The following is a 22,312-nucleotide window of genomic DNA, read 5'->3' on the forward strand; positions in this document are numbered from 1 at the left end:
TGTAGGATAAAGGAACGGTCTTGTAGGGAAAATGACAAGGCCGTTTACCGAGAAAAGAAGGAGCGACCTATGGACTCTTTGTCATTCAAAGACTTTTTAAAGCCCAGACCTGCACCTACGGGCATAGATGTGCTGTGTAAGCTTCAGCATTTTGCGATCATTACGTATGCTGTTGATGTTAGCAAATTTGCCGGCCTATTTCCGGCGCGCTTCAAGCTCGATACGGTGATGATAGATGGCGTGGAAAAGGGGTTAGTTTCTGTCGTGCCCTTTATCGATGTTGACTTTACTTCGGCTGTTTATCCTTTCCCCAAGTACACGATGGGGCAAACCAACTACCGTATCTATATCATCGACAGGGATTCAGGGGAGCGATGTGTCTGGTTTCTTGGTACTACGCTTGATTCGTGGACCCGCATTGTGCCCAGCATGCTCTGGAAGCTTCCCTGGTATAGTGGCAAAGTGGTTTTTGATTGTGATTATGACCAATCACAGGAGGTATACCGCCGTTATAAGATGCATACCACAGCACACTGGGCACCCGCCAGCGTTGAATTGATGCAGCACAAAGATGCGCTTATTGAGTTACCCGGATTTCCTGATACTGAAACGGGGCTTGTTTACCTGACTCACCCTTTAACTGGGTTTTACTACCGGCGTGATGGGCGTTTGGGTACTTACCGTGTATGGCACAAAGAACTCAAGGTTTCGTCTGCGATTTTGAAATCCGCAAACTTTGGTTTACTCTCTCGTCTGGATCTGGTTTCTGACGCGGAGCAGCAAAAGCCACATAGTGTGTTAGTGGAACCAATCAATGAGTTTACAATTTACCTGCCTCCAAAAGTACTGAATACCAGCCCGGAGCATGCTTGAACAGTAACTGGATTGCGTCGGGTTATACAGCTGAGTGAGAATACAATGCAATTTATCTATGTAATGGACCCCATGTGTGGCTGGTGCTACGGATTTCAACCTGAATTAGAGCGGTTTTTAACGCCTTATCCCGATGCACAGATGAGCTGGATAATGGGGGGACTGGCACCAGATACGACGCAGCCCATGGCGCAGAGCTTAAGAGATACGATTGCTTCGTATTGGGTTGAAATAGAGCGAAGAACATCGGTTACGTTTAATCATGACTTTTGGCATCTCAATACCCCTGTGCGTTCAACCTATCAAGCTTGTCGGGCAGTCATTGCTGCGCAAAGCCTGGCAGAGCAAGGATCACAAAAGCATGGCGCAATGGTCATGGCTAAGGCTATTCAGGCAGCCTATTACCAGCAAGCTAAAAACCCTTCGTTAGATGCCATCCTGGTTGGATGTGCAATGGCCATTGGCCTGGACGACGTGCAGTTTGAATCGGCATTGCATGCGGCTGAAACTGAAGCACAATTTCAGCAACATCTGGATATTGCGCGGCAGCTTCAGGTAACAGGCTTTCCTGCACTGTTTTACGTTAACGAAAATGGATACGCTTATCCGCTGACTCTGGGGTTTTGCTACGCTGACGACCTGGCCCTGCGATTGGCGTCCTGCATCAAGAAATAAAGTACCGAATGTCACCAAATATAAACAGGTTCATTACAGCCTGGTCGCTCTTCAGGTGAGTACTTGCTGGAGTTTTTGCAAGTAATGCGCGCTATCCATGGCATTGCCAAAGGAGATCACCCGTTTCGATTGTGTATCAACGAACAGAGGCCTGGCTTTTTCACCACGATCGACAATGATATTCAATGACATAGATAATTCGTCTGGTGGGCTCTGTGAATGCAGGTCTCGCGATTTATCCATGTAGAGCACACACCCTTCGTCTAAAATGAAGTCTCCATTAAAGTGAATATCAATTTCTTCACCTTCTTTATAGGGGCTACCTTTATGCTGATATTCATACATATGCGTAGTATAGCCAGTGCCAGAAAGCCCCAAGGTTAATAGTTCAAAATTATGGTCGTGGCACAAGCCGTAGGCGAACAGATTCTCGTCTTCTTGTGAGTATTGATGGTCTGTTCTTGGTTCCCACACGACAGCCCTTAACATAAGGGTATCATCCTGATATAGGACGAATGAATTTTTGCCATAGGAATTGGGCGTTGCTTGCTCTAACGAGTGGACAATATGGTCGAGTACGTCAGAAATACTATGCCTGAGCCCCATTAACTGCTCTACTAACCCTGGTGTGTCACACAGCCTCTGGCCTTCAACTAAATTGTTTTTAATAAATGTCAGTAACCCTTCAATTGAAGTGGCTGCAACGGCTTTTGGGGGATAAAATTCCATAGAACTAACACGCCTTTTCAAATTCAGTTAATTGGGTGAGTGTGGCATCGGCTTGCGCCCTGACGATGTGACAAGGGTCCTCTAAAAACTCGATTAAAATGACCTTAGCCTGTTGGTGGTCGACTTTAAATAACTCAACCAGGGCTTGCCAGCGTATGGCGTTGACTTTGTGCTTGGTTAGTTTAACGAGGTAGGGGGCCGCTGTTGCGCCAAACTGAGGCAAAAACCCAGCTAGGACCTTATATCTTTCGAGGTCGTGTGTGCCTGAGTAAGTTGCGATCTTTCTTCCCGAGACTGTGTCGTAATAAGGGCAAACCTCTCTGGCTACGGACTTATTGTGTAGTGCGACAACCACCTTTTCTTGTGCGCCATGAAATACATAGGCATGGTTGTTTGGGCTGATTTTCAGTTGCCTTGTATTAATTGGCAAAGTCTCTGGTGAGAGTATGAGTGAGCCATCCTTTTCTGAGTAGATACTCACAGCATAGTGATGTTCGGAAACAACGCTGTATAAAGATTCGGAGGAAAATGTCGTTGCGACGTCGCTTGGTGTTGTATAAGTATCCAGCGTGAGCAGCAAAGACCAGGTATCGTCTTCGTACAGTGTTATGCCTTTGCGGCTAATTTTACCAAGCGCTGTGTGCTCAACCATGTTCAAAACTTGCGTTTTAAAGTCTTGCCTTTCAACAAAGTCATGGAATGCGCTCTCAACACACTCAACTGAGTTGCTGACAGACAACACACGGATAAAACTATCAGCTATCATGTATTTACCTTACCTGCAGGGTGATATTAAAACCTCAAATGGAGATAAAAGAAGTAGCGACAGAGCAGCCGCTACTTCTATTGTGTCATCGCGTATTGCGCTTATTTGATGCCAATGAACTCAGGCGGAATAGACGTGCCGGTACCGCCAGCGATATCTTTCAGGCTCAGTGCATCGATAGTGACTGGAGTAAATGTTTTAGATTTGCTCATTTTATTTTTCCTTAATTATTAGAATTTAATGTTGTCGATAGGGTCTTTGTAGCCGATAAAAATTGGCCGATCGATACCGCCACCTGCAACATCTTTTAGGTGTAGTGCTTCAATTGTTTTTGGTTTAAATGTTTTGGATTTACCCATAACTTTTAACTCCTAAACGTATTTTTTATTTGTATTAGTAACCTTCAGGAAAAGTTGGTGTAGTTTGGAGGTCCTTTGCGACCCGAAACAACATCTAAACTGTCAACGGATTGCGTCTTCATAGATTGTTACCTTTTTTCCTTCTTGTTCTGATGTCGATAATCAGAGGTTTCGTGGTGCTTTCCCTGATCCCGACAACCCACAGAATGAATAACAAAAGTGCAATATGCAAAATCTTCAATAAATACATATATCTATTAATTACAATGAGTTATGGGGTTTTGTTATAGCCCGATAACAACTAGGTTGGTCTGTTATATGACTTGGTTAAATAATGGCTTGTTAATTGCTGTTTGAAATGACGATGCTTGCACTTCTTTGGCTCAATTTTGTGTTGCTTGAGTATATGTATGTATTGTGGCGGACGTACTTTGTGCTGTTGTCAACAACGAAATCGGGCCGGGTGAATGCTATGGGGCATAAGATAGAGAAACGCGCCTTTGTCATATACCGGATAAAAAAACAGTGGGTACATGTTTTACATTAGTTTACACGGCGCGCTGCACCAAACCTGATACATTGCCCCTAAATGATTACAGAACTTAAGGGCAAAACCATGAAAATCAAACAACCTATTTTACATTTTCTATTCGTTGCCGGTGTGATGGTCGCTGATGTAACTGCCGCTGAACCAGCACAAGACAGTGATACATTATGGCTAGGTCAGAAACCGCCAGGTACTCAGCCAAAGCAGTTTGCCCCTGATATTGTATCTGTTGAAGGTCGATATGAATTTGGGGTGTCGTTTTCTCCGGATCTGCGAGAAATGTATTTTACGGCTTTAACAGTGGTCGAGGGAGCAGATACCTACCCACAGATTTACCATACAAAGCTGACAGAAGGGCAGTGGACAAAACCTGAAAGAGCGGACTTCACTCAGGGCAAAATGGCTTATGAGTTAGTCCCCTATGTGAGTTTGAATGAAGACAGGGTGTATTTCACCGCGCGTCAACCTGACTCAAAAGACTCTGGCATCTGGTACGTACCTCGAAATAAAAGCAGCCAAAAAGCGAAAAGGTGGGAGTTATCACTCAATACTGGCCGCTTGACTGACTTCAACCAGGCAAGAAATGGAGATTTGATCTTTACCAACACGAAAGAGCGAAAGATGTATATCGCCGAAAATAATGCCGGGCGTATCTCTACACCCAGACCAATGGACATAGCATTTGGGATCCATGGCTTTATGTCACCAGAGAATGATTATTTGCTTGTAAATGCGAGGCACAGAAAGGACACCAAAAGAAAAGACAGCGATCTATTTGTGTACTTCAGAAAGAAAGAGGGCGGGTGGTCTGAACCCATTAATCTGGGTGCCGACATTAATACGCCTTATTTCGAAACCGTACCGCGTGTTACCCCAGATGGCAAATACCTCTTTTTTGGTCGATATAACGAGCCTGGTGATATCTCAAACATCTATTGGGTTAGCACGAGAGTGATAGATGAGCTAAAAACGACTTATTTTGAAGGACTACATTCTGAACGGTTGTGATCATGGCGAGAGGTGTTGATTCCGACTTTGTATAAAGTGCTGTGATCGCGCTAACCAGCAATTATGATCGTTTGAACTATTGGATTATATGTTCAAAAAGCGCCTTGTTGATGCAATGGTGTCAGAAGGTCATTTTAAAGAAAGCCAAATCAGTTAAAGCTGCTAATGGCTTTCTTATACATTTTGTGAGAGCTCGCAAGGCACTGTTATGCCATGTGCCTTATCGAAAAAACAGTTAAGGGGAGGTAAACCCGTTAGCCTGTCTTGCTAGTTGTTACAATGTGCATCTGGCAGCGTAATATCGACCCATACCAGACGGTGATCAGAAGAGGATGCTCTGTCGGCTACAAGCTCTGCACCAGTCTGGTTATTTGCAGGCCAAAATACGCCGCTGGCGCTGACTGTCAGGTTGGCAGACGGTAATACATAGTCTGCGCGCATGCCCCAGTGCGCGGTATGTGAGGCAGCATGTTTATTGTCGGGTTTATTGAGCCGTCCCCCCTCAGAGGTAGGTGCCGGGTAATGATTCACGCGCGGATGTTTCAGTAACTGGTCAATCGCACCTGGATATGCATCGCCATCGACAGAGCTGGCATTTAAATCACCTAAAATGACAAATGACTGAGCGGCAAATCCACCGCGTTGACCCATATCGTCGTATATGTAGGCGTTACCGGTTGAGCTAATGTAATCCTTCCACAGCCTGAGCTCATCGTGATTACGCTTACCGTTTCTGTCCTCGGGTCCGTCAAAAACGGGGGGCGTTGGGTGACTGGCTAATACGTTGATCTGCCGATTGCACACTTGTACCGGAATATCCCAATGCGACTTGGATGACAAGCGCATGGCCGAGACCTCTTCTTTTGAGTACCAGCTGCTGCCATCCGCCTGCGTTGGCATCAGATTGTTTGGCATATCTTTCCACAGAAAGTGTTGAAAAGTTCTGATCTGATCCTGCTGAATGGGATACCTGGATAACAACACCATGGCATATTGGCCAGGGTATTTGCCGAAGCCATAATGTGTCAGACGGGCATTTTTGTTACCAGCAAACGGCGTCTCTACGCCCGTATTGACCGGTGCCAGATACACGTAGGGATATTTAATCGGATCAAAACCGTTCTGGGATACTTCAAGATAGTCTCGCTGGAACAGATGAATGCCTTGCTCTGGATCTGCAATGTAGTCGAACTCGTTCAGCAGAATAATATCAGGTCGGGTACGCTGGATGATCTCAGCGATATTGTTGATTTGACTGAAATCGCCACTTTTTAACGCCACGGTTAACGCATTGTCCGATTGCAATGTGTGGTTTGTCATATCGTAATTGGTTGCTTCCATACTGACGTTAAACGTCGCGACTCGTAGCGTTTGATTATCTTCCGACATTTTTTCAGAGGCCGTATTGGTTAATGTGCTCTGACAGCCTGCGCTCAACACAGCCGTTGCCAGCACGACAGGTAAAAAATTTGCTTTCATTGTTTGCCTGGTCAAATTAAAACTGGCTTAACTATAGCGTTTTTCGACAATAATATGTGTTAATATTTCGTTGGATGTTTGATTCTAAGTCTAGGTTATATAAGGAGCTTGCCTGCATGGGTCGTCAATATGGTATCGCTTTGTTGTTGTTTGCTGCGTTGAGTGCCTGGCTGGTGGCTGGTGCGCATTTATCCTGTATCTATTTCGGTCCACAGTGTTATGCCACACAAATGGCACCGCCTTTTGTTGTAGAGTCGGCGCAGGCAGGCACTATGCTGGCACCTATAGCCACCATCGCGGCGTCTGCAATTTTTATTATTCTAGGCTGCTATGCTTTATCTGCAACCGGACTCATGCGGCGATTACCCTTACTTAACGTCGGGATATATAGCATCGCCTTGGTGTGCATTATTCGTGGGTTATTGCCAATTCAGTTATTTGTTCGCCATCCTGAAAAAATCAGCAATGCGGTATTGTGGGTTGGTGTTGCCTGGTTGATTGTTGGATTGTGCTACTTGCTGGGCTATAGGGCGGTGAAAAAACAACGCGCGGACTAGCTTTTGTTTACTCAATGCCCGGCACAAAGATCAGGGCACTGTAGAGTGCCCTGTACGAGGTCATCAAACTCAGAGGCTGGCTTTTGCTACCATAGCCTCTATGTGTTTTATCGCAATCCAGGGGTCTGAGTCATCAAACAGGTGTGAGGCGTATTTCATCGTGACTGCCTCGGTATTTTGATTCAGCGTAGCCAGTTTCTTTTGGGCGTCATTCCAGGTTTGCGTGTAAACGTCTATATCCGGGTAACTCATTTTGGTTTGTCTGATTGTCACGTGCGGGATACCACGAGAAAGCACGGTAACAGGCAAGTCTGCTTTTATTGTATAGAGCGCAGAGTGGCTTGAGGCTTCTTCAAAATCTTCGAACGAATTATGCTCGCGTTCCCAGTTAATAATCATCTTCATCGTGTCCCAGCCTGATTTGGACATCTGCGCTTTCATCGCGTCGTACCAGGATTCATGAACCGTGTCTATCAGGACCAGGCCTTTTACTTTATCCGGATATTTGCTGGCATAGGCACGCGCGACAAATCCGCCGAATGAATGGGGCACCAGGACCAGTGACTCAACCTTCAGGTGCTTAATTAGCCCGGCCAGCTCATCACGCAGTTCGGTCATGGTTCTGACCTTGGGGTTGTCATATTGACTCTCGCCATACCCCGCACGGTCGTAAAAACACAGCCGGTAGCCTCTGGGGTTGGCGTTGTGGTAGGTATTTTTATAAGTTGTGTGCGCATCCAGGCCCATACCGGATACCAACAGGGCGGTGACTTTACCTTCGCCCTGGCACGCATAGGCGATTTTCTTCCCGGCAATCTCGGTATAGTTGTATTCGTGTTGGTGATGGGCGGCATGGCCCGAAAATGTTGCGCCTATAAGCACGGCGACGGCGAGTTTATTCATAGTGCAAATTCCTGTTATTGATTGTTATTTAGTCCACTGGTAATTAGCATATCGCAGAGCTTACTGAACTTTCAATAAGTAATGAAAGTTCAGTGTTGAACTTTTTCTCTTCACAGTCCGTAAGACAAGGCATGCTAACAATCCGACAGGGCTGCGCGTGAAAAGAACGCTTTACTGGCTTACTCAAGACCTCAGGCTGGATGACAATCTGGCACTCGATTTTGCCACTCAAAACAGTGACCAGATACTGTTTGTGTATGTGATAAACCCAAGGTATCGCATACAGACTAATTATCATTGCAAGTTGCTCGGAGACAGGCAGGCAACATTTATTGCTGATTCACTATTAACACTCAGTAGCCAACTAGATAGCTGTGGCCACAGTTTGTTGGTTGTTGAAGGTGAGCCACATCAGGTTTTGCCACACCAGGTATTAAAATACGAGATAGATCAGGTGATTTGCGCCGAACAGGTAGGGCTTTATGAACGCAGGTCCGTGCAAAAATTACGCAAGGAGTTGGGAGCAGTCCCACTGTACAGCTTCTGGCAGCATACTTTGTTCGAGCACAGCCAGATACAAACTGTGAGTCGTGATTTAAGCAACTTTACTCAGTTCAGAAAACGCGTAGAAAAAGCGCCCTTGTCGGTTGTAACACCGTGTCGCTTCGAACCATCGCGGTTACCTGCTCCCCTCGTCACAGTAAGCGGTGCAAATGAGCAGGGCATTTTGCATCAGTGGCATGCACAGCGTCAGGATCGGTTAACTGAAACCAGAGTGCCGCTGGACTTTCCCGCCGGGGAGGAAGCCGCGCAAGCTCATCTGAGGGATTATTTCGACAGTGGTGTTGCCCGCAGATACAAAGAAACCCGCAACGCGCTGGATGGCTGGTTTAACTCAACAAAAATGAGTCCCTATCTGGCACTGGGTAATCTGTCTCCGCGCCAGGTTTGGTGGGCGACAGAAGCATTTGAAAAGCAGGTTGTGGCGAACGAGTCGACCTACTGGATAAAGTTTGAACTGCTTTGGCGTGAATATTTTCAGTGGCTTTGTCTTAAGCTTGGGCTGCAGCTTTTTCTAATTAAGGGATTAGCTAAGTCTAAGCCTTTGGCCACTTTTATGCCAGAACGTTTTACTCGCTGGTGCCAGGGTAATACACCTGTGCCTTTAGTGAATGCGCTCATGAACCAGCTTAATGAAACCGGTTACATGTCAAACCGGGGTCGGCAAATTGCAGCCAGTTATTTTGTAAATGAACTGGGACTGGACTGGCGCTATGGTGCAGCTTACTTCCAGCAGCAATTACTCGATCATGATGTCGCCTCAAACTGGGGAAATTGGCAGTACATAGCGGGAGTGGGTGTCGATCCGCGCGGTGGACGCCATTTAAATATTGAAAAACAGGCTCAGCTGTATGATGAGCTAGGTCTGTTCGTGCAAAAGTGGCGTGGTGAGCAGGGTGTTTCATCTGTGGACAGTGCGGATGCAGCAGACTGGCCAACATTTGCTGAGGAAGACGTATGAGTGCGGCGGTCGTCTGGCTCAAGCGTGATTTAAGGTTATCCGACCACGCACCTTTGTGTCAGGCCATTCAAAGTGGTCATCCCGTACTGCTCTTATATTGCTTTGAACCCATATTACTGGACGACCCGCATTATTCAGCTCGCCATTGGCAGTTTGTTCTGCAGTCTTTACAGGACATCAATGCGCGAGTTCCGCACGGATCTTTGTGGGTATCGGACAAACCGGCATTAGACGCTTTACAGCAGGTCCATGAGACCTACCAAATCGCCGGACTGTACTCTCATCAGGAAATCGGTCTGGCGAACACTTTTGAGCGGGACAAGGCAGTTGCAAACTGGTGTGCGGCAATGGGAATTAACTGGGACGAATTTCGTTGTGGCGCAGTACTAAGAGGGCTGACACAGCGGCAAAACTGGGATAAACAATGGCAAAAAACCATGCGTGAACGCTGCGCTGATCCTGATTTGTCACAAGTAAATTGGTTTTCACCAGACTCGACGTATTCCCAACTGAGCGATATTCAACAACGCTTCAATGCACCGCCGGGCACTTTTCAGTCCGGTGGTGAAGCTCAGGCACGCCGTATTTTAGCCGAGTTCTACCAGGGACGAGGCAAAGGGTATGCTTGTAGTTTATCCAGCCCGTTACTCAGCCAGCAGGCGTGTTCGCGTATGTCTGCTTATCTGGCCTGGGGCAATATCAGTTTGCGTCAGGTGTACCAGAGTGTGTTAGCTCACTGGCAAATGGTGGGTTGGCGTCGCACTCTGGTGGCCTTTTCTTCCAGGCTGCATTGGCATTGTCATTTCATTCAAAAGTTCGAAAGCGAATGTGACATGGAGTTTCGGCACATTAATCGGGGTTATGACCTCTTGCCTCGCTGTACGGGAGTGGAAGCGCAACAAAGGCTAGCTGCCTGGGAAACCGGTAATACAGGCATTCCTATGGTGGACGCCTGTATGCGGTGCCTGATTGCCACGGGTTACATCAACTTCCGTATGCGCGCTATGTTGGTGAGCTTTTTATGTCACCACCTGGAGCTCGACTGGCGTTTGGGTGTTGCCCATCTTGCCCGGGTCTTTTTAGATTTCGAACCGGGTATTCACTACAGCCAGTTTCAAATGCAGGCGGGTGTGACTGGCATCAACACCATTCGCATTTATAGTCCGGTTAAGCAAGGCGAAGAAAAAGACCCGCAAGGGGAGTTTGTCAAAACCTGGCTACCAATGCTCAAAGATGTGCCTGCTCCTTTGGTTCATAAACCCTGGGAGCTGTCGCAGATGGAACAGCTGATGTATGGCGTGGTGCTTGGGGAGGATTATCCTGAGCCCATTGTCAATTTAAAGCTAAGCTATAAAGCAGCGCAGGAATTACTGTGGCAATGGCGCAAAAGGCCTCAAGTGAAAAAAGAAGCCCAGCGGATCCTGAAACGACACGTACGTCCGAGCTAAGGTATGAAGAAATCCCGGTTACCAGAAAAAACCTGCCCGGTTTGCCTGCGTCCTTTTTCCTGGCGCAAAAAATGGCAACGCGACTGGCCCAATGTGAAATATTGCTCCAAACGGTGTGCGGGCAACAGGCAAACAAACAGAGAAACACATGAGTAAACAACTTAGATTGATCCTGGGCGATCAGCTTAATGCGGGTCATAGCTGGTATACAGAAAAGTCCGATGAGGTGCTTTATGTTATTGCTGAACTGCATCAGGAGACGAATTATACCCGGCACCATGTCCAGAAAATATGCGCGTTTTTTGCTGCAATGAAAGCATTCGCACAGGCACTTAAGTCGGCAGGGCACCATGTATTGCATCTGACGCTGGATGATACGCAGGACTTTGCATCGCTACCTGAGCTGCTGACCCACCTGATCAGGGAGTATAATATCGGTCACTTTGCTTATCAGTTGCCGGATGAATATCGGTTGCGCACTCAGCTGTCACAGTTTTGCGACACACTGTCAGTTACTTCGAGTGTCTATGATACTGAACATTTCTATCTGGCTAATGACCAGCTTGGCAGTTACTTTAAGCCTGATAAACGGCATCGGCTGGAACATTTCTATCGCAAGATGCGCGGTGAGTTTAATGTGCTCATGGTCGATGGAGAACCGCTTGGCGGACAATGGAATTTCGACAGTGATAATCGCAACAAGCTCAAAGCGGCCGATCTTGCTGAGATACCCGAACCGCTGGTGTTTGCTAACGAGGTCGGTGATATTTTGGCGCGGCTCAAGCGACATCAGGTCAAAACCATAGGGCAGGCGGATGAGCTTCTGCTGTGGCCCGTTAATCGTGTACAGGCAAAGTCCCTGCTGACGTTCTTTTGCCAGCATTGTTTACCGTTATTCGGGCGTTTTCAGGATGCTATGACGGGTAAACTAATTGAGCTTGGCGAGGATCGGGGCTGGAGCTTGTATCATTCTCGCTTGTCATTTGCCATTAATGCCAAAATCCTCAGTCCTAAAATGGTGGTAGATTCGGCGATTTTGGCATTTGAGCAGTCCCAGGGAGCCATCAGTCTGGCGCAGATAGAGGGATTTGTGCGCCAGATCATTGGTTGGCGCGAGTTTGTCAGGGGCATTTATTGGGCCAATATGCCAAAGTATGCTGAGCTCAATCATTTGCAGGCCACACGCAGCTTGCCTGCCTGGTTCTGGACGGGCGACACCAAAATGCGCTGTCTCAGTCACGCTATCACACAATCGCTGACCTTTGCGTATGCCCATCATATTCAGCGCCTGATGGTCACCGGCAACTTCTGTCTGGTGGCTGGCATAGACCCAGATCAGGTGGACGCCTGGTACCTGGGGATTTACATCGACGCCATAGAGTGGGTGGAAATGCCAAACACCCGGGGTATGAGCCAGTTTGCCGATGGTGGCATTGTTGGCTCCAAGGCTTATGCAGCCAGCGGAAACTACATTAAAAAAATGAGTGACTACTGCGGCGACTGTGCTTACAAAGTGACAGAAACGGTCTCTGAGTCAGCCTGTCCGTTAAACGCCTTGTATTGGCGCTTTATGCAGCAACACCATACGCAATTCGCCAGTAACCCGCGTACAAAAATGGTGTACAGCAACTGGCTGAAAAAGTCTGAAGAAGATAAGCAGGCCTTGCTCACACGCGCTCAATACTTGCTCGACCATATCGAACAGCTTTAACACAGCTGTCCAAACCAACGTAACAGTACATAGAAACAGCCAAAAAAGAGGAATTTATAAAGATGATCACACAGCTCAGCCGGGAAGACATAACCAATATGCAAGAGCGGGAAAGGGCACGACTGATAAACAGCTTGTCTGGATTTAAAAGTGCTAATCTGGTCGGTACCCAGGATGCACAAGGTAACCCCAATTTGGCTATCGTCAGCTCGGTCTTTCATATTGGTGCCAATCCGCCGCTGATAGGCATGATCATCCGCCCTGATACGGTGCCCAGAGACACACTGAGCAATCTCCAGGCCACAGGTCATTACACGCTAAACCATGTTAACTCGACTATCTGGCAGCAAGCCCACCAAACCTCGGCGCGTTATGCCCCAGGCGTATCTGAGTTTTCAGAGGTCGGACTGGACACTCAGCTGGCTGATGGCATCACAGCACCTTATGTGGCACAGAGCCAGTTGAAATTTGCTTTGGCATTACGAGAAGTACAGAAACTGGAGATCAATGGCACCATTTTAGTGATAGGAGAGGTCATTGATATTCAAGTGCCGCAAAACAGTATTAAAGCGGATGGTTACATCGACATTGAGTCTTTGCATACCGTGGCTATTTCCGGACTGGATAGTTATCATGAAACACGGAGGCTTGGCCGACTGAGCTACGCCAAACCTGAGCACCCACCCAGACAACTAAACCTGAATGGGGAGTAATACCAATTTCACTTAATACCTGGTCTATTTGAAGGAGCAAATATGACGCTAACAGCGTTAAAAATTTCTCATTTAGAAGAACTAAATAGCAAAATTTTTGCCTTGTTATCGACTATATTTTCTCGCCTCAAAATAGAACACTTAATTAAGCAAATTGGTATAAATTACTGAGCGTGAATAAGGCATTTTATGAGCAAAGAGGCACTGACATTAAAAGAGGTGGCACATGTGATGGCTGTTGTTCTGTTTGTGTCATTCAATAGTGTGGCATTGGCCGGGCCAAAAATAGCGGTAATTGATACCCAGGAGACAGGTGTTTATATAGTGTCAGTGTCCGGCTCTGAACAAAGCACCACTTCGTTGTTGGCACGCTGGCAAAATAAAGCAAGTGCCTTGTGTAAAGGGGGAGGTTACCGGGTTGAGCCCAATGGTCAGCCTGTGGTGCATGACAAGCGATGTAGTGATGCAGTTGTGTCTGGTCCTGATGGCCTGCGCTGCCTTGAAGTTGATGCCAGCGTATTTGGCAAAGTAGTATGTGAGCAGGCCCTACCTTCAGTTTCGCGCTAAAAGCAGGGCCCGACAATTATTTGGCTTGAAGTCTTACTGCGAGGTGCGCTATTTCTCTCAGTACACTTTGGCGATTCATTTCCATAAAAATCCAAAGTTTGGTGGCGATCTGCACAAGCAATCCGGTGATAAACCACACAGCCCAAAACACCTGATCCATGACTGCGGTGGCGATATAAAACCGATAACCGCTGTACACAAAGCCGATGGTGATCAGCAGGGCGCTGATTGAAGCCAGGATCACCCAGAAACGGGTATTACCCTGATACACGTTGCCCAGCATAGTGAACAGGCCTTTTTCCTGAGCAAGAATGGGATCTATCTGATTTTGTTCTTGCTGTAATGCTTTACTTATCTCTTTGTCTAAGTTCATGCTATTTGCTCCTCGTTAACCAGGGTACGCAATTGTGCCCTTGCGCGGTTTAATCTTGATTTAACGGTGCCCTGGGGGACATCCAGTATATTGGCAATGTCTCTGAGCGACATCTGCTCTAAGTAAAATAAGTACACACAGTGGCGCTCTTCGTCGGCTAGCCGGTTTATCAGCGTCAGGATACTCAACGAGGTATCCAAATCCGGTGTCTCGAATGCCTGCTCCGGCTGGGTCTCTTCGAAACGATGTTCTGCCTGTTTAAGGTCGACAAAGCGACGGTAAATGGCGCGGAACACCCAGGCCCGAAATGCACTGGGCTCTTTAAGCTGATTGAGCTTTTTGGCGATGTTAGTCCAGACATCCTGGCAGATATCATCGGCACTGGCACTTTGGCCACTGAGCTTCATCGCAAACCGCCAGCTTGGCTGATAAAACGCTTCGCATAAGGTTTCGAACGCACGCCGGTTGCCCTGTTGGGCAGACAATACCAGTAATGCGGCCTTTGATGGTTCCATGCTATTCCTTTGGGCTTTTCCTACAAGACGGCGCAGCATGTAAAAAGGTTCACACGCAGCAAATTATTTTTCCCAATAGGGGATTTCGCCAAAGTAGCTCACCAGATAATCAATAAAAACGCGCACTTTGGGCGCCAATAGTCGGGAGCTGGGGTACACCAGCCAGATAGCGGTATTAGATTCGAGCGGATAGTCAGGTAATACCTCGACAAGTTGACCCGAGCGCAATGCTTTATAGGCACTCCAGCGCGAATTAATGGTTATCCCTAGCCCCAGTTGACAGGCCTCTCTGATGGCGTCTCCGTTATCAGCACGTAGCTGACCTTGCACTTTAATGGTTTGATGACCTTGAGGCGTCTGAAAGGACCAATGTTCCAACCCGGCCAGGGTGATACAGGCATGCTCCGCCAAGGCTGAGGGGTGTTCCGGGTGCCCATTTGTGGCCAGGTAATCCGGTGAGGCGCAGAGTAATCGGGTGTCGGTAGTCAGCTTTTTGGCAACCAGTGTGGAGTCCTTGAGTGCGCTGTTACGTATCGCGAGATCAAAGCCGCCCTCGACCAAATCGGAAATGGTGTCAGACAGTTTCAGGTCGAGTTTAATTTCCGGATACCGGGTAAAAAAGCCGGGCAGGGCAGGCAAAATATGCATTCTGCCAAAGGATGCTGGCATGGTTAGCCTCAGCGTACCACTGGGCTTAGTACTGCCGGCGCCTATGGCGGCTCGCGCGGCCTCAACCCCATTCAACACATCTTCGGCATGGGGCAGAAACGCCAGCCCTTCTTCGGTCAAAGACACTTTGCGTGTTGTGCGATGTAGCAGTCTGACCCCGAGGTCGGTTTCGAGCTTACTAATATGGCTGCTTGCGACTGCGGCTGACAGCCCCAGATCCTGGCCGGCCTGGCTAATGTTACAGGTGGCGGCGATGCGCACAAACAACTTGAGATGCTCAATGTTCATTATTAATAAAATGTATAAAGTGATTATTAAATTCAGTCTATTATCAATAAATAAAAAGGCAAGTATAGTTTTAGTCATCAATACAGGAGAGCATAATTATGAAAGCGATGGTTTTAAATCAATACGGTGAAGAGGCTGCGTTTACTTTAACTGAGGTAGTTAAACCTCAAGTGACGGCAGGTCACGTTCTGGTGCAAGTAGCGGCAAGCAGCGTCAACACGGTTGATACGATGATCCGCACCATGGGCGAAGCCTTGCCTTTATCACCGGCCTTACCAGCCGTACTCGGGATGGACTTTGCGGGTACCGTGGTTGAAGTTGGAGAGGGCGTAACGGACTTTGCCGTAGGAGACGAAGTCTACGGGTGTGCCGGTGGTCTGGCTGACTTACCAGGCGCATTGGCGGAATTTATGCTGGCCGATGCCCGACTCATTGCGCGTAAACCCAGTAATCTGACTATGCGAGAAGCGGCTGCTTTACCTTTAGTAGGGATCACGGCTTATGAAGGGCTACAACGGGCTGGGATAGGGGCAGGCCAGCAAGTCCTGGTACATGGTGGCTCTGGCGGTGTTGGACATGTTGCCGTGCAATTAGCTAAACACTTTGGTGCACAAGTGTACTCGACCGGTGGCGGCGATGCCCAGCTTGAGCTGATCAGTCGCCTGGGCGCAGTACCGATTAACTATAAAACCGAACAAGTGGCAGATTATGTGACCACACATACCGAGGGCAGAGGGTTCGATGTGGTCTTTGACTCAGTAGGCGGCGCCAATATGGCTAACTCGTTCGAAGCCGCGGCCTTGAACGGTCATGTAGCCTCAACTGTGGCCATGGTGGATCTTGACTTGTCAGTGGCTCACTTTAAAGGGTTGTCTTTGCATGTGGTCTTTATGCTGATCCCTATGCTGCATAACCATAAGCGTGAAGATCATCACCAGATCCTGAATGCCCTGACAACCATAGTTGAAGCCGGGGCGCTGGTGCCCGTGTTGGATGAACAAGGTTTTGAGTTGTCGCAAGCAGGTCTGGCGCATGCGCGACTGCAAAGTGGTCAGGCGATGGGCAAAGTGGTGATTGACGTATAACGAATACGTGCTTAGTGCTTAATTTTAAACCCCCCGGGTTGAGTGTGGTGTACCGCACTCAGCCTGTACTTAACACAACTCATTTAATTGCTCCGCCACACGATTGTTTTCTTTTTGTCATTTCACGCTCAAATTTTTGTCATATTGATTGAATTACGACTAACTTATAGAAGTTTTGTCTGCTGGCACAGGTTTTGAACTTACCTTTGAGCTAACGTGCACAGGCATAATAGTAACCTTATGAATAATATTGATTTTTTATTTCATTCTCTTAGTTGAAAATAGAACAAGAATAACCAATCTGGTGCAATGCTCAGTAAAATAAAGGCGCTCTGCACCAAAAGGGGGCAACATGAACTACTACGAAGTAAATTTTGATGGCCTGGTCGGCCCAACACACAATTACGCGGGATTGTCTTATGGCAATGTTGCGTCCAAATCTAATGCCAACAAAGTATCCAACCCGAAACAGGCGGCATTACAGGGGCTCGAAAAAATGTGGCACCTGGTTCAGCTTGGCTTACACCAGGGCGTCATAGCGCCTAATGCTCGTCCGGATCTGCGTACCCTCAGAGTATGTGGGTTTAGTGGTACAGACGCAGAGGTGATCAGCCAGGCTGCAAAATCCCAGCCTCAGTTGCTTAAAGCCTGTTACTCGGCGTCTTCGATGTGGACTGCGAATGCAGCGACGGTATCACCCAGTTGCGATAGCGCGGATGGCAAATTGCACCTTACACCTGCAAACTTAAACAATAAATTGCACCGGGCTATCGAAGCGCCTCAGACCAGCCAGATTTTAAAAAGTATTTTTAACAACAATGACTATTTCAGCCATCATGAAGCATTACCTCAGCATCCTATGTTTGGAGATGAAGGTGCAGCTAACTATACTCGACTGGCTGACAGCTACGGACATCAGGGGCTGGCGTTATTTGTCTACGGTGAAGATGCTCAGACTCAGGTTAAGCCGCAGCTATTCCCTGCGCGGCAAACTCGCCAGGCGTCTGAAGCGGTTGCGCGAAGTCACCAGCTCGACCCGCATAGCACCTTATTTATTCAACAGAATCCTGAAGTGATCGATCAGGGTGTGTTTCATAACGATGTCATAGCCATAGGCAATGAGAATGTGTTTCTGTTTCATGAGCAGGCCTTTTATCAGCAGCAAAAGGTGATTGAACAGATAAACTCCGCCTATCGGGGTGACAGACCACTTCACCTTATTGAAGTAAAGAATGCCGATATCAGTGTTGAAGAAGCGGTAAAAAGCTACATATTCAATAGTCAGCTGGTTAGTTTACCTTCAGGCGGTATGGCCATCATAGCGCCGGGGGAATGCCAGACCGTGGGGAAAGTTGAGCAATATTTGTCGGCGCTGTGTCAGGCCAGCAACCCGATCAGCGAAGTAATATATATGGATCTCAAGCAAAGTATGCAAAACGGTGGTGGACCTGCGTGCTTGCGACTGAGAGTGACTTTATCGGAGCAGGAACTCAATGCGGTGAATCAGGCATGCTTGCTGGATGAGCACACCTATCAGCGCTTGAGAGACTGGATAAACAAACATTACCGCGACAGGCTGAGTGAGGCCGACCTGGCTGATCCCAATTTGTTAACTGAGAGTCAGCAGGCGCTGGATGAACTAACGCAGCTGATGAACCTGGGCGCCATTTACCCGTTTCAACAAGAATAAGCCCAAGGGCCCTAATCTAACGCAATGATGGGGGCTTCATTAAATACGTCGGTATTGAGCGGATGCATAACAAGAGTAACCTGAAAGTCAGGTTGCTCACTGTGCTGCGCAAAGGCCTGCTCCGCTATGTGGGCGTATTTGCTGACGCTATCTTGTAATTCCTGCCACATTTTATCCCGTAGTATGGGCGGCATTTTCATTGGCTTAATTAAGACATGCTGCTCTGGCGTACTGGTCGGGGCCATAACAGCATCAAGTGTTTGCGCCATGTGTTTACAGACGGACTGTTTTATTACCAGACTGTCTGGAGCAAACCCCAATGGCGGGTGTACTAAAAATTTGAATTGGTTATTGGGGTGTAATGTCAAAAGCTCAATATCCTCAAGCGCCCGTAAATATCGGTAACTGGAAAGTGCGCTTAAATTAAACTCAGTGGCAATGTGTTCTACTGTTTGCTGATGATAAAACAGCCGGGAAAAGTAGCTTAACAAATGTGGTTGTTTTGCAAAGGCCTGATCCTGGCGCGCCGTAAAGTAGGTGTGCTCAGGGGTATCTTGTACACTCTCGCTCAGTAATTTTGCGGCGTCCAGGTCGCACAGTTCTGCCAGCGTTAACAGCCGACTCAGGCTGATGTCATCCTGGTTCAGCATTCTCTTCACGGTATTTTCTGACACATTAAACAACCCGGCAACGTCCAGGTAGGTCAACTCCCTGACCTTTAGTTGTGATTTAATTTTATCAAGACAGCGCCTCACGACGTGCTTGTTCAGCTCCTTGGTCATTCGTGTTACTCCGGGATAATAAGCATCAAGGTATCACAATATAAAAATTTGAGTATCAAAATATGGTCCTTTATAACTTGTTATTGTTGAACCATTGTACTGAATGGCAGGGATGGCTAGAGTGTCAGCCAGACAGTAAGCAGTTTATTGAATATCAGGCAAAGGAGTAAAGAGTATGGCCAAAGAGTTAGCATTGAGCCGGCACAAGGCGTTTGCATTTACCTGGCTGATCCCCATGGTGATGGCAGTATGCGCTACTATCGGTGTGCAGCTGCTTTGTCAATGGGCCTGGCAGTTCCGTTTGTCGGTTCCAGCCAAGTTGGGCTTGTACTTTTCTATTCATTTTATCAGTGCTTGGTTACTAAAAAGGTATATTGTGATTCTCTCTGGTGAAGACGGTGAGCGACATCCCGGATTAAACTGGCCTCGTCCGGGCATTCATCGTTATCTTGGTCGTTATGGTATGGTCTTGACGGCGCTTCCCTCTATGGCGCTGACGCTTTTGAATCCCATACTGTTATTTCAACAGGTTAAATTACTTGTTTGTCAGCTGTCGGTTGGAAAAAGAATATCGACAAGAGCAACAGACATTGCCGGATACAAAAATAAGGTGTGTTATCGCTTGCCGTTTGAAGGTCGCTGGCTGGTTTACAATGGCGGCAACTCACCTGCAACCTCTCATTCCTGGGATGTGCTCTCGCAAAGGTATGCACTGGACTTTGTGATGGTCGATCACACTTATTCACGCCATAAAGGTAACGGTCTGAATGCGCGGGATTATTATTGCTTTAACCAGCCAATTGTTGCGGCAGCAGCGGGGGAAGTGATTTCGGTGTTTGATAGAGTCGCTCAGGCGCCACTGCCAGGGTTTGGGTTAATAGATTTTCTTTGTTGTCACTTTGCTGGCAATCATGTTGTGATCAGGCATGCACCCGGTGAATATGGTTATTATGCTCATCTTAAAAAAGGGTCAATTTCGGTTAAACCTGGAGACAGCGTAGGCCAAGGGGAGCTACTGGGGGTGTGTGGATTTAACGGTTTTACCAGTGAACCCCATTTACATTTCCACCTCCAGGATCGTCCCGATATTTATTATGCAATGGGGTTGCCTGTTGAGTTCATTGGGGTTGAGTGTGAAGGCGTACATTCTGATGCTGTACACCTTAGCCGTGGCATGCAGGTGATCCAGAGGAGCTAACAGGCCTGCACACTTTTCAATTAAGTGCTTGCTTTAGTGTTGGGGTCAAAGGTTTAATGGGGCAATAACAAAAATCAATCATGCCACCATTTTTAGGGAGTATAAAATGCCGGCCTATACAATTAGTTGCGATCCTAAACGACTCAACTTTGATCTCATTCACGATTTTATTTCAGACTCCTACTGGGCTAAGGAAATCCCCCGTGAGGTCATGAAACAGGCCATTGAGCACTCTTTGTGTTTTGGCGTCTACACTGACACGGCTGAGCAGGTAGGATTTGCCCGAATGATCACGGACAAGGCAACGTTTGCGTATTTGGCGGATGTATTTATTGTGGAGGCGCATCGAGGCAAAGGGCTAAGTAAGCAGCTCGTCGATACCATTATGCAACACCCGGACCTTCAGGGCTTACGCAGAATCATGCTGGCGACTAAGGATGCGCATGGTTTGTATGCGCAATTTGGTTTCGAGACGCCGGAGGACCCAAGTATTTTGATGCAGATCTGTCGTCCTGATCTATACACAAAATGCGCTGAATAATGGCCTGCTTTAAGTGACCCGGAAGCAAAAGCGCAATCTAGGACACTTTTTTCCCGCTTCGATCTGTAACACTGGCCGCAAGTTTTCTAGTACTTGCGGAGCCAGTTGTGAAACTCCTGAATAAAATTTCTTTTGCTGCGATTATTCGCACCAGTCCTTTCAAGATCTTTGTCACCTGGAGTATGGTGATCTTAGAGAATATTCTGTTGATCTTACTCCCTTTGTTTATTGGCTATGCCATCGATGGGGTGCTTGACCAGTCTCTGACGCCTTTGTCCTGATTTGCCTTAGTGCTGGTGGGGTTGGTAGCGATAAGCGTGCTCCGTCGCTTCTATGATACCCGTGTATTTGGTGATATTCGGGTCAGACTAGCCGAAATGTTGGCATTTAAGTTACGCGCCGCGCCCGTATCCACCAAAGACGCCAGGCTAACCATGTCACGTGAACTCGTCGATTTTCTGGAGAATGATTTACCAGCCGTATTCACGGCGGGGATACAGCTTATCGCCACTGTGGTTATCTTGGCTTCTTTTCATCTCTATCTAGCATACAGCGTGATACTTGCCGCGGCGTTAATGTGTCTCATCTATGCTTTGTTTCATGATCGCTTCAGTATTTTGAATAGCAAGCTGAATGACCAGCTTGAACAGCAAGTCTGGGTGTTGAGCCACCGACCGCTTGGTGCAATCAGTGCGCATTTTGAGCGACTCAAACGATGTGAAATTCGCCTGTCAGATACTGAAGCCTGGGTATATGGATTGATCTTTCTTGTGTTGATTACGGCCGTACTGGGTAATTTATGGATGGTGCAGTTGATCCCTGATATCAGTGTAGGTCAGGTGTTTTCTATTGTGACTTACTCCCTTGAATTCGTAGACACAGCAATCATGCTGCCTGTCACACTACAAACCCTATCAAGGCTGAGTGAGATCAGTAAACGCCTTAATCAGCCGATTGACTCACAGACCCAGATGGAGGTGATCCATGACGTTTAAAACCCGTTTTCCGGTCATTGTAGCCGCGAGCGCATTAACACTGGCCCTGTTAGTTGTTGTGCTTCTGACACCAGAAGAGCCGCAGCCACACAAGGATGACGGGCACTTACCTGTGGTATCTGTACTTGAGGTAGAACGCTCTGCCGTTACCCCAGGCTTAACAGTGCAGGCAAGTACTCAGGCGCGCTGGCCAATCGAGTTAAAAGCGACCAGCCGTGCTCGCGTGGATTAGCAAGTATCTAAAATTATGGAACTTTAGAAAATTTAAGGCTGAATATGATATAAATACTGTTGATTATAAATATGTAAGGAAAACATA

At 47.4% G+C, this 22,312-nt stretch carries 24 protein-coding genes and 1 pseudogene; 16 read left to right on the forward strand and 9 right to left on the reverse strand.

Going from position 1 to position 22,312, the window contains the following annotated elements:
• The first annotated feature begins 69 nt into the window (after positions 1-69).
• The gene (locus tag AT705_RS02235; protein ID WP_058795298.1) at positions 70-873 is read left to right on the forward strand and encodes a DUF2071 domain-containing protein; all 804 of its coding nucleotides are present in this window, start codon (positions 70-72) and stop codon (positions 871-873) included.
• 45 nt (positions 874-918) lie between these two features.
• Positions 919-1,548, forward strand: coding sequence for a DsbA family protein (locus AT705_RS02240; RefSeq protein ID WP_058795299.1), 630 nt, complete (start codon positions 919-921; stop codon positions 1,546-1,548).
• A gap of 51 nt (positions 1,549-1,599) precedes the next feature.
• On the opposite strand, the gene AT705_RS02245 is transcribed toward AT705_RS02240, so the two are convergent.
• The 3 genes from AT705_RS02245 to AT705_RS25935 all read right to left on the reverse strand — a co-directional run bounded on the left by AT705_RS02245 (position 1,600) and on the right by AT705_RS25935 (position 3,402).
• The gene (locus tag AT705_RS02245; RefSeq protein WP_058795300.1) at positions 1,600-2,277 is read right to left on the reverse strand and encodes a hypothetical protein; all 678 of its coding nucleotides are present in this window, start codon (positions 2,275-2,277) and stop codon (positions 1,600-1,602) included.
• A gap of 4 nt (positions 2,278-2,281) precedes the next feature.
• On the reverse strand, positions 2,282-3,043 hold the full coding sequence (locus AT705_RS02250; RefSeq protein ID WP_058795301.1) for a HEAT repeat domain-containing protein: 762 nt from the start codon (positions 3,041-3,043) through the stop codon (positions 2,282-2,284).
• 230 nt (positions 3,044-3,273) lie between these two features.
• The gene (locus AT705_RS25935) at positions 3,274-3,402 is read right to left on the reverse strand and encodes a hypothetical protein (protein ID WP_257721228.1); all 129 of its coding nucleotides are present in this window, start codon (positions 3,400-3,402) and stop codon (positions 3,274-3,276) included.
• A 616-nt stretch (positions 3,403-4,018) separates the two neighbouring features.
• On the opposite strand from AT705_RS25935, the gene AT705_RS02255 reads away from it, so the two are divergent.
• A complete protein-coding gene (locus tag AT705_RS02255; RefSeq protein WP_058795302.1) occupies positions 4,019-4,957 on the forward strand; it encodes a hypothetical protein in 939 nt (312 codons plus the stop codon).
• A 267-nt stretch (positions 4,958-5,224) separates the two neighbouring features.
• Here the strand turns inward: AT705_RS02255 and AT705_RS02260 are convergent, their stop codons facing one another.
• Positions 5,225-6,436 carry an endonuclease/exonuclease/phosphatase family protein gene (locus tag AT705_RS02260; protein ID WP_082668896.1) on the reverse strand — a complete coding sequence of 404 codons (1,212 nt, stop codon included), beginning with the start codon at positions 6,434-6,436 and terminating at the stop codon, positions 5,225-5,227.
• A gap of 116 nt (positions 6,437-6,552) precedes the next feature.
• On the opposite strand from AT705_RS02260, the gene AT705_RS02265 reads away from it, so the two are divergent.
• Positions 6,553-6,993, forward strand: a complete 441-nt coding sequence (locus tag AT705_RS02265) for a hypothetical protein (RefSeq protein ID WP_058795303.1) — start codon at positions 6,553-6,555, stop codon at positions 6,991-6,993.
• A gap of 69 nt (positions 6,994-7,062) precedes the next feature.
• Here AT705_RS02265 and AT705_RS02270 read toward each other — a convergent pair whose 3' ends face one another.
• Positions 7,063-7,896 carry an alpha/beta fold hydrolase gene (locus tag AT705_RS02270; protein WP_058795304.1) on the reverse strand — a complete coding sequence of 278 codons (834 nt, stop codon included), beginning with the start codon at positions 7,894-7,896 and terminating at the stop codon, positions 7,063-7,065.
• 157 nt (positions 7,897-8,053) lie between these two features.
• Here AT705_RS02270 and AT705_RS02275 point away from each other — a divergent pair, with 157 nt between their 5' ends.
• The 6 genes from AT705_RS02275 to AT705_RS02295 all read left to right on the forward strand — a co-directional run bounded on the left by AT705_RS02275 (position 8,054) and on the right by AT705_RS02295 (position 13,857).
• Positions 8,054-9,418 carry a DASH family cryptochrome gene (locus tag AT705_RS02275; protein ID WP_058795305.1) on the forward strand — a complete coding sequence of 455 codons (1,365 nt, stop codon included), beginning with the start codon at positions 8,054-8,056 and terminating at the stop codon, positions 9,416-9,418.
• Complete coding sequence (locus AT705_RS02280) at positions 9,415-10,866, forward strand: FAD-binding domain-containing protein (RefSeq protein ID WP_058795306.1); 1,452 nt, start codon at positions 9,415-9,417, stop codon at positions 10,864-10,866. Before AT705_RS02275 ends, AT705_RS02280 begins: the two co-directional genes overlap by 4 nt.
• A gap of 3 nt (positions 10,867-10,869) precedes the next feature.
• The gene (locus tag AT705_RS24780; protein WP_082668897.1) at positions 10,870-11,022 is read left to right on the forward strand and encodes a DUF2256 domain-containing protein; all 153 of its coding nucleotides are present in this window, start codon (positions 10,870-10,872) and stop codon (positions 11,020-11,022) included.
• Positions 11,015-12,577, forward strand: coding sequence for a cryptochrome/photolyase family protein (locus tag AT705_RS02285; protein WP_058795307.1), 1,563 nt, complete (start codon positions 11,015-11,017; stop codon positions 12,575-12,577). The genes AT705_RS24780 and AT705_RS02285 overlap by 8 nt, the downstream gene beginning before the upstream one ends.
• Positions 12,578-12,639: 62 nt before the next feature.
• Positions 12,640-13,290, forward strand: a complete 651-nt coding sequence (locus AT705_RS02290) for a flavin reductase family protein (RefSeq protein ID WP_058795308.1) — start codon at positions 12,640-12,642, stop codon at positions 13,288-13,290.
• 189 nt (positions 13,291-13,479) lie between these two features.
• A complete protein-coding gene (locus AT705_RS02295) occupies positions 13,480-13,857 on the forward strand; it encodes a hypothetical protein (RefSeq protein ID WP_058795309.1) in 378 nt (125 codons plus the stop codon).
• A gap of 16 nt (positions 13,858-13,873) precedes the next feature.
• Here AT705_RS02295 and AT705_RS02300 read toward each other — a convergent pair whose 3' ends face one another.
• The 3 genes from AT705_RS02300 to AT705_RS02310 form a co-directional block, all read right to left on the reverse strand.
• Positions 13,874-14,230, reverse strand: coding sequence for a DUF6768 family protein (locus AT705_RS02300; RefSeq protein ID WP_058795310.1), 357 nt, complete (start codon positions 14,228-14,230; stop codon positions 13,874-13,876).
• Positions 14,227-14,745: an RNA polymerase sigma factor gene (locus tag AT705_RS02305; RefSeq protein ID WP_058795311.1), complete on the reverse strand. Its 519-nt coding sequence runs from the start codon at positions 14,743-14,745 to the stop codon at positions 14,227-14,229. The genes AT705_RS02300 and AT705_RS02305 overlap by 4 nt, the downstream gene beginning before the upstream one ends.
• Before the next feature lie 63 nt (positions 14,746-14,808).
• Complete coding sequence (locus tag AT705_RS02310) at positions 14,809-15,702, reverse strand: LysR family transcriptional regulator (RefSeq protein ID WP_049864353.1); 894 nt, start codon at positions 15,700-15,702, stop codon at positions 14,809-14,811.
• Between the two features lie 98 nt (positions 15,703-15,800).
• Between AT705_RS02310 and AT705_RS02315 the strand changes: the two genes are divergently transcribed.
• A complete protein-coding gene (locus tag AT705_RS02315; protein WP_058795312.1) occupies positions 15,801-16,787 on the forward strand; it encodes a zinc-dependent alcohol dehydrogenase family protein in 987 nt (328 codons plus the stop codon).
• A 352-nt stretch (positions 16,788-17,139) separates the two neighbouring features.
• Complete coding sequence (astB, locus tag AT705_RS02320) at positions 17,140-18,477, forward strand: N-succinylarginine dihydrolase (RefSeq protein ID WP_058795313.1); 1,338 nt, start codon at positions 17,140-17,142, stop codon at positions 18,475-18,477.
• Between the two features lie 11 nt (positions 18,478-18,488).
• Here the strand turns inward: astB and AT705_RS02325 are convergent, their stop codons facing one another.
• A complete protein-coding gene (locus tag AT705_RS02325; RefSeq protein ID WP_058795314.1) occupies positions 18,489-19,259 on the reverse strand; it encodes a helix-turn-helix domain-containing protein in 771 nt (256 codons plus the stop codon).
• 175 nt (positions 19,260-19,434) lie between these two features.
• On the opposite strand from AT705_RS02325, the gene AT705_RS02330 reads away from it, so the two are divergent.
• The 4 genes and pseudogenes from AT705_RS02330 to AT705_RS02345 all read left to right on the forward strand — a co-directional run bounded on the left by AT705_RS02330 (position 19,435) and on the right by AT705_RS02345 (position 22,225).
• Complete coding sequence (locus tag AT705_RS02330; protein ID WP_058795315.1) at positions 19,435-20,457, forward strand: M23 family metallopeptidase; 1,023 nt, start codon at positions 19,435-19,437, stop codon at positions 20,455-20,457.
• Positions 20,458-20,563: 106 nt separating this feature from the next.
• Positions 20,564-20,998, forward strand: a complete 435-nt coding sequence (locus AT705_RS02335) for a GNAT family N-acetyltransferase (RefSeq protein ID WP_058795316.1) — start codon at positions 20,564-20,566, stop codon at positions 20,996-20,998.
• A gap of 182 nt (positions 20,999-21,180) precedes the next feature.
• Positions 21,181-21,993, forward strand: a pseudogene (locus tag AT705_RS02340) (ABC transporter six-transmembrane domain-containing protein).
• Positions 21,983-22,225, forward strand: a complete 243-nt coding sequence (locus AT705_RS02345) for a hypothetical protein (RefSeq protein ID WP_058795317.1) — start codon at positions 21,983-21,985, stop codon at positions 22,223-22,225. Before AT705_RS02340 ends, AT705_RS02345 begins: the two are co-directional and overlap by 11 nt.
• The last annotated feature ends 87 nt before the right edge of the window (positions 22,226-22,312 follow it).

Origin of the sequence: Pseudoalteromonas rubra (assembly GCF_001482385.1) — a bacterium.
Taxonomy (GTDB): domain Bacteria; phylum Pseudomonadota; class Gammaproteobacteria; order Enterobacterales; family Alteromonadaceae; genus Pseudoalteromonas; species Pseudoalteromonas ardens.

Excerpts from the sequence above, each read along its gene's own strand:
- AT705_RS02295 (WP_058795309.1), top strand. The coding sequence starts at position 13,480 with ATGAGCAAAGAGGCACTGACATTAAAAGAGGTGGCACATGTGATGGCT.
- AT705_RS02250 (WP_058795301.1), bottom strand. The coding sequence starts at position 3,043 with ATGATAGCTGATAGTTTTATCCGTGTGTTGTCTGTCAGCAACTCAGTT.
- AT705_RS02315 (WP_058795312.1), top strand. The coding sequence starts at position 15,801 with ATGAAAGCGATGGTTTTAAATCAATACGGTGAAGAGGCTGCGTTTACT.
- AT705_RS02240 (WP_058795299.1), top strand. The coding sequence starts at position 919 with ATGCAATTTATCTATGTAATGGACCCCATGTGTGGCTGGTGCTACGGA.
- AT705_RS02285 (WP_058795307.1), top strand. The coding sequence starts at position 11,015 with ATGAGTAAACAACTTAGATTGATCCTGGGCGATCAGCTTAATGCGGGT.
- AT705_RS25935 (WP_257721228.1), bottom strand. The coding sequence starts at position 3,402 with ATGGGTAAATCCAAAACATTTAAACCAAAAACAATTGAAGCACTACAC.
- AT705_RS02260 (WP_082668896.1), bottom strand. The coding sequence starts at position 6,436 with ATGAAAGCAAATTTTTTACCTGTCGTGCTGGCAACGGCTGTGTTGAGC.
- AT705_RS02310 (WP_049864353.1), bottom strand. The coding sequence starts at position 15,702 with ATGAACATTGAGCATCTCAAGTTGTTTGTGCGCATCGCCGCCACCTGT.
- AT705_RS02300 (WP_058795310.1), bottom strand. The coding sequence starts at position 14,230 with ATGAACTTAGACAAAGAGATAAGTAAAGCATTACAGCAAGAACAAAAT.
- AT705_RS02325 (WP_058795314.1), bottom strand. The coding sequence starts at position 19,259 with ATGACCAAGGAGCTGAACAAGCACGTCGTGAGGCGCTGTCTTGATAAA.
- AT705_RS02265 (WP_058795303.1), top strand. The coding sequence starts at position 6,553 with ATGGGTCGTCAATATGGTATCGCTTTGTTGTTGTTTGCTGCGTTGAGT.
- AT705_RS02280 (WP_058795306.1), top strand. The coding sequence starts at position 9,415 with ATGAGTGCGGCGGTCGTCTGGCTCAAGCGTGATTTAAGGTTATCCGAC.
- AT705_RS02330 (WP_058795315.1), top strand. The coding sequence starts at position 19,435 with ATGGCCAAAGAGTTAGCATTGAGCCGGCACAAGGCGTTTGCATTTACC.
- AT705_RS02270 (WP_058795304.1), bottom strand. The coding sequence starts at position 7,896 with ATGAATAAACTCGCCGTCGCCGTGCTTATAGGCGCAACATTTTCGGGC.
- AT705_RS02345 (WP_058795317.1), top strand. The coding sequence starts at position 21,983 with ATGACGTTTAAAACCCGTTTTCCGGTCATTGTAGCCGCGAGCGCATTA.
- AT705_RS02245 (WP_058795300.1), bottom strand. The coding sequence starts at position 2,277 with ATGGAATTTTATCCCCCAAAAGCCGTTGCAGCCACTTCAATTGAAGGG.
- AT705_RS02290 (WP_058795308.1), top strand. The coding sequence starts at position 12,640 with ATGATCACACAGCTCAGCCGGGAAGACATAACCAATATGCAAGAGCGG.
- AT705_RS02305 (WP_058795311.1), bottom strand. The coding sequence starts at position 14,745 with ATGGAACCATCAAAGGCCGCATTACTGGTATTGTCTGCCCAACAGGGC.
- AT705_RS02255 (WP_058795302.1), top strand. The coding sequence starts at position 4,019 with ATGAAAATCAAACAACCTATTTTACATTTTCTATTCGTTGCCGGTGTG.
- AT705_RS24780 (WP_082668897.1), top strand. The coding sequence starts at position 10,870 with ATGAAGAAATCCCGGTTACCAGAAAAAACCTGCCCGGTTTGCCTGCGT.
- astB (WP_058795313.1), top strand. The coding sequence starts at position 17,140 with ATGAACTACTACGAAGTAAATTTTGATGGCCTGGTCGGCCCAACACAC.
- AT705_RS02335 (WP_058795316.1), top strand. The coding sequence starts at position 20,564 with ATGCCGGCCTATACAATTAGTTGCGATCCTAAACGACTCAACTTTGAT.
- AT705_RS02235 (WP_058795298.1), top strand. The coding sequence starts at position 70 with ATGGACTCTTTGTCATTCAAAGACTTTTTAAAGCCCAGACCTGCACCT.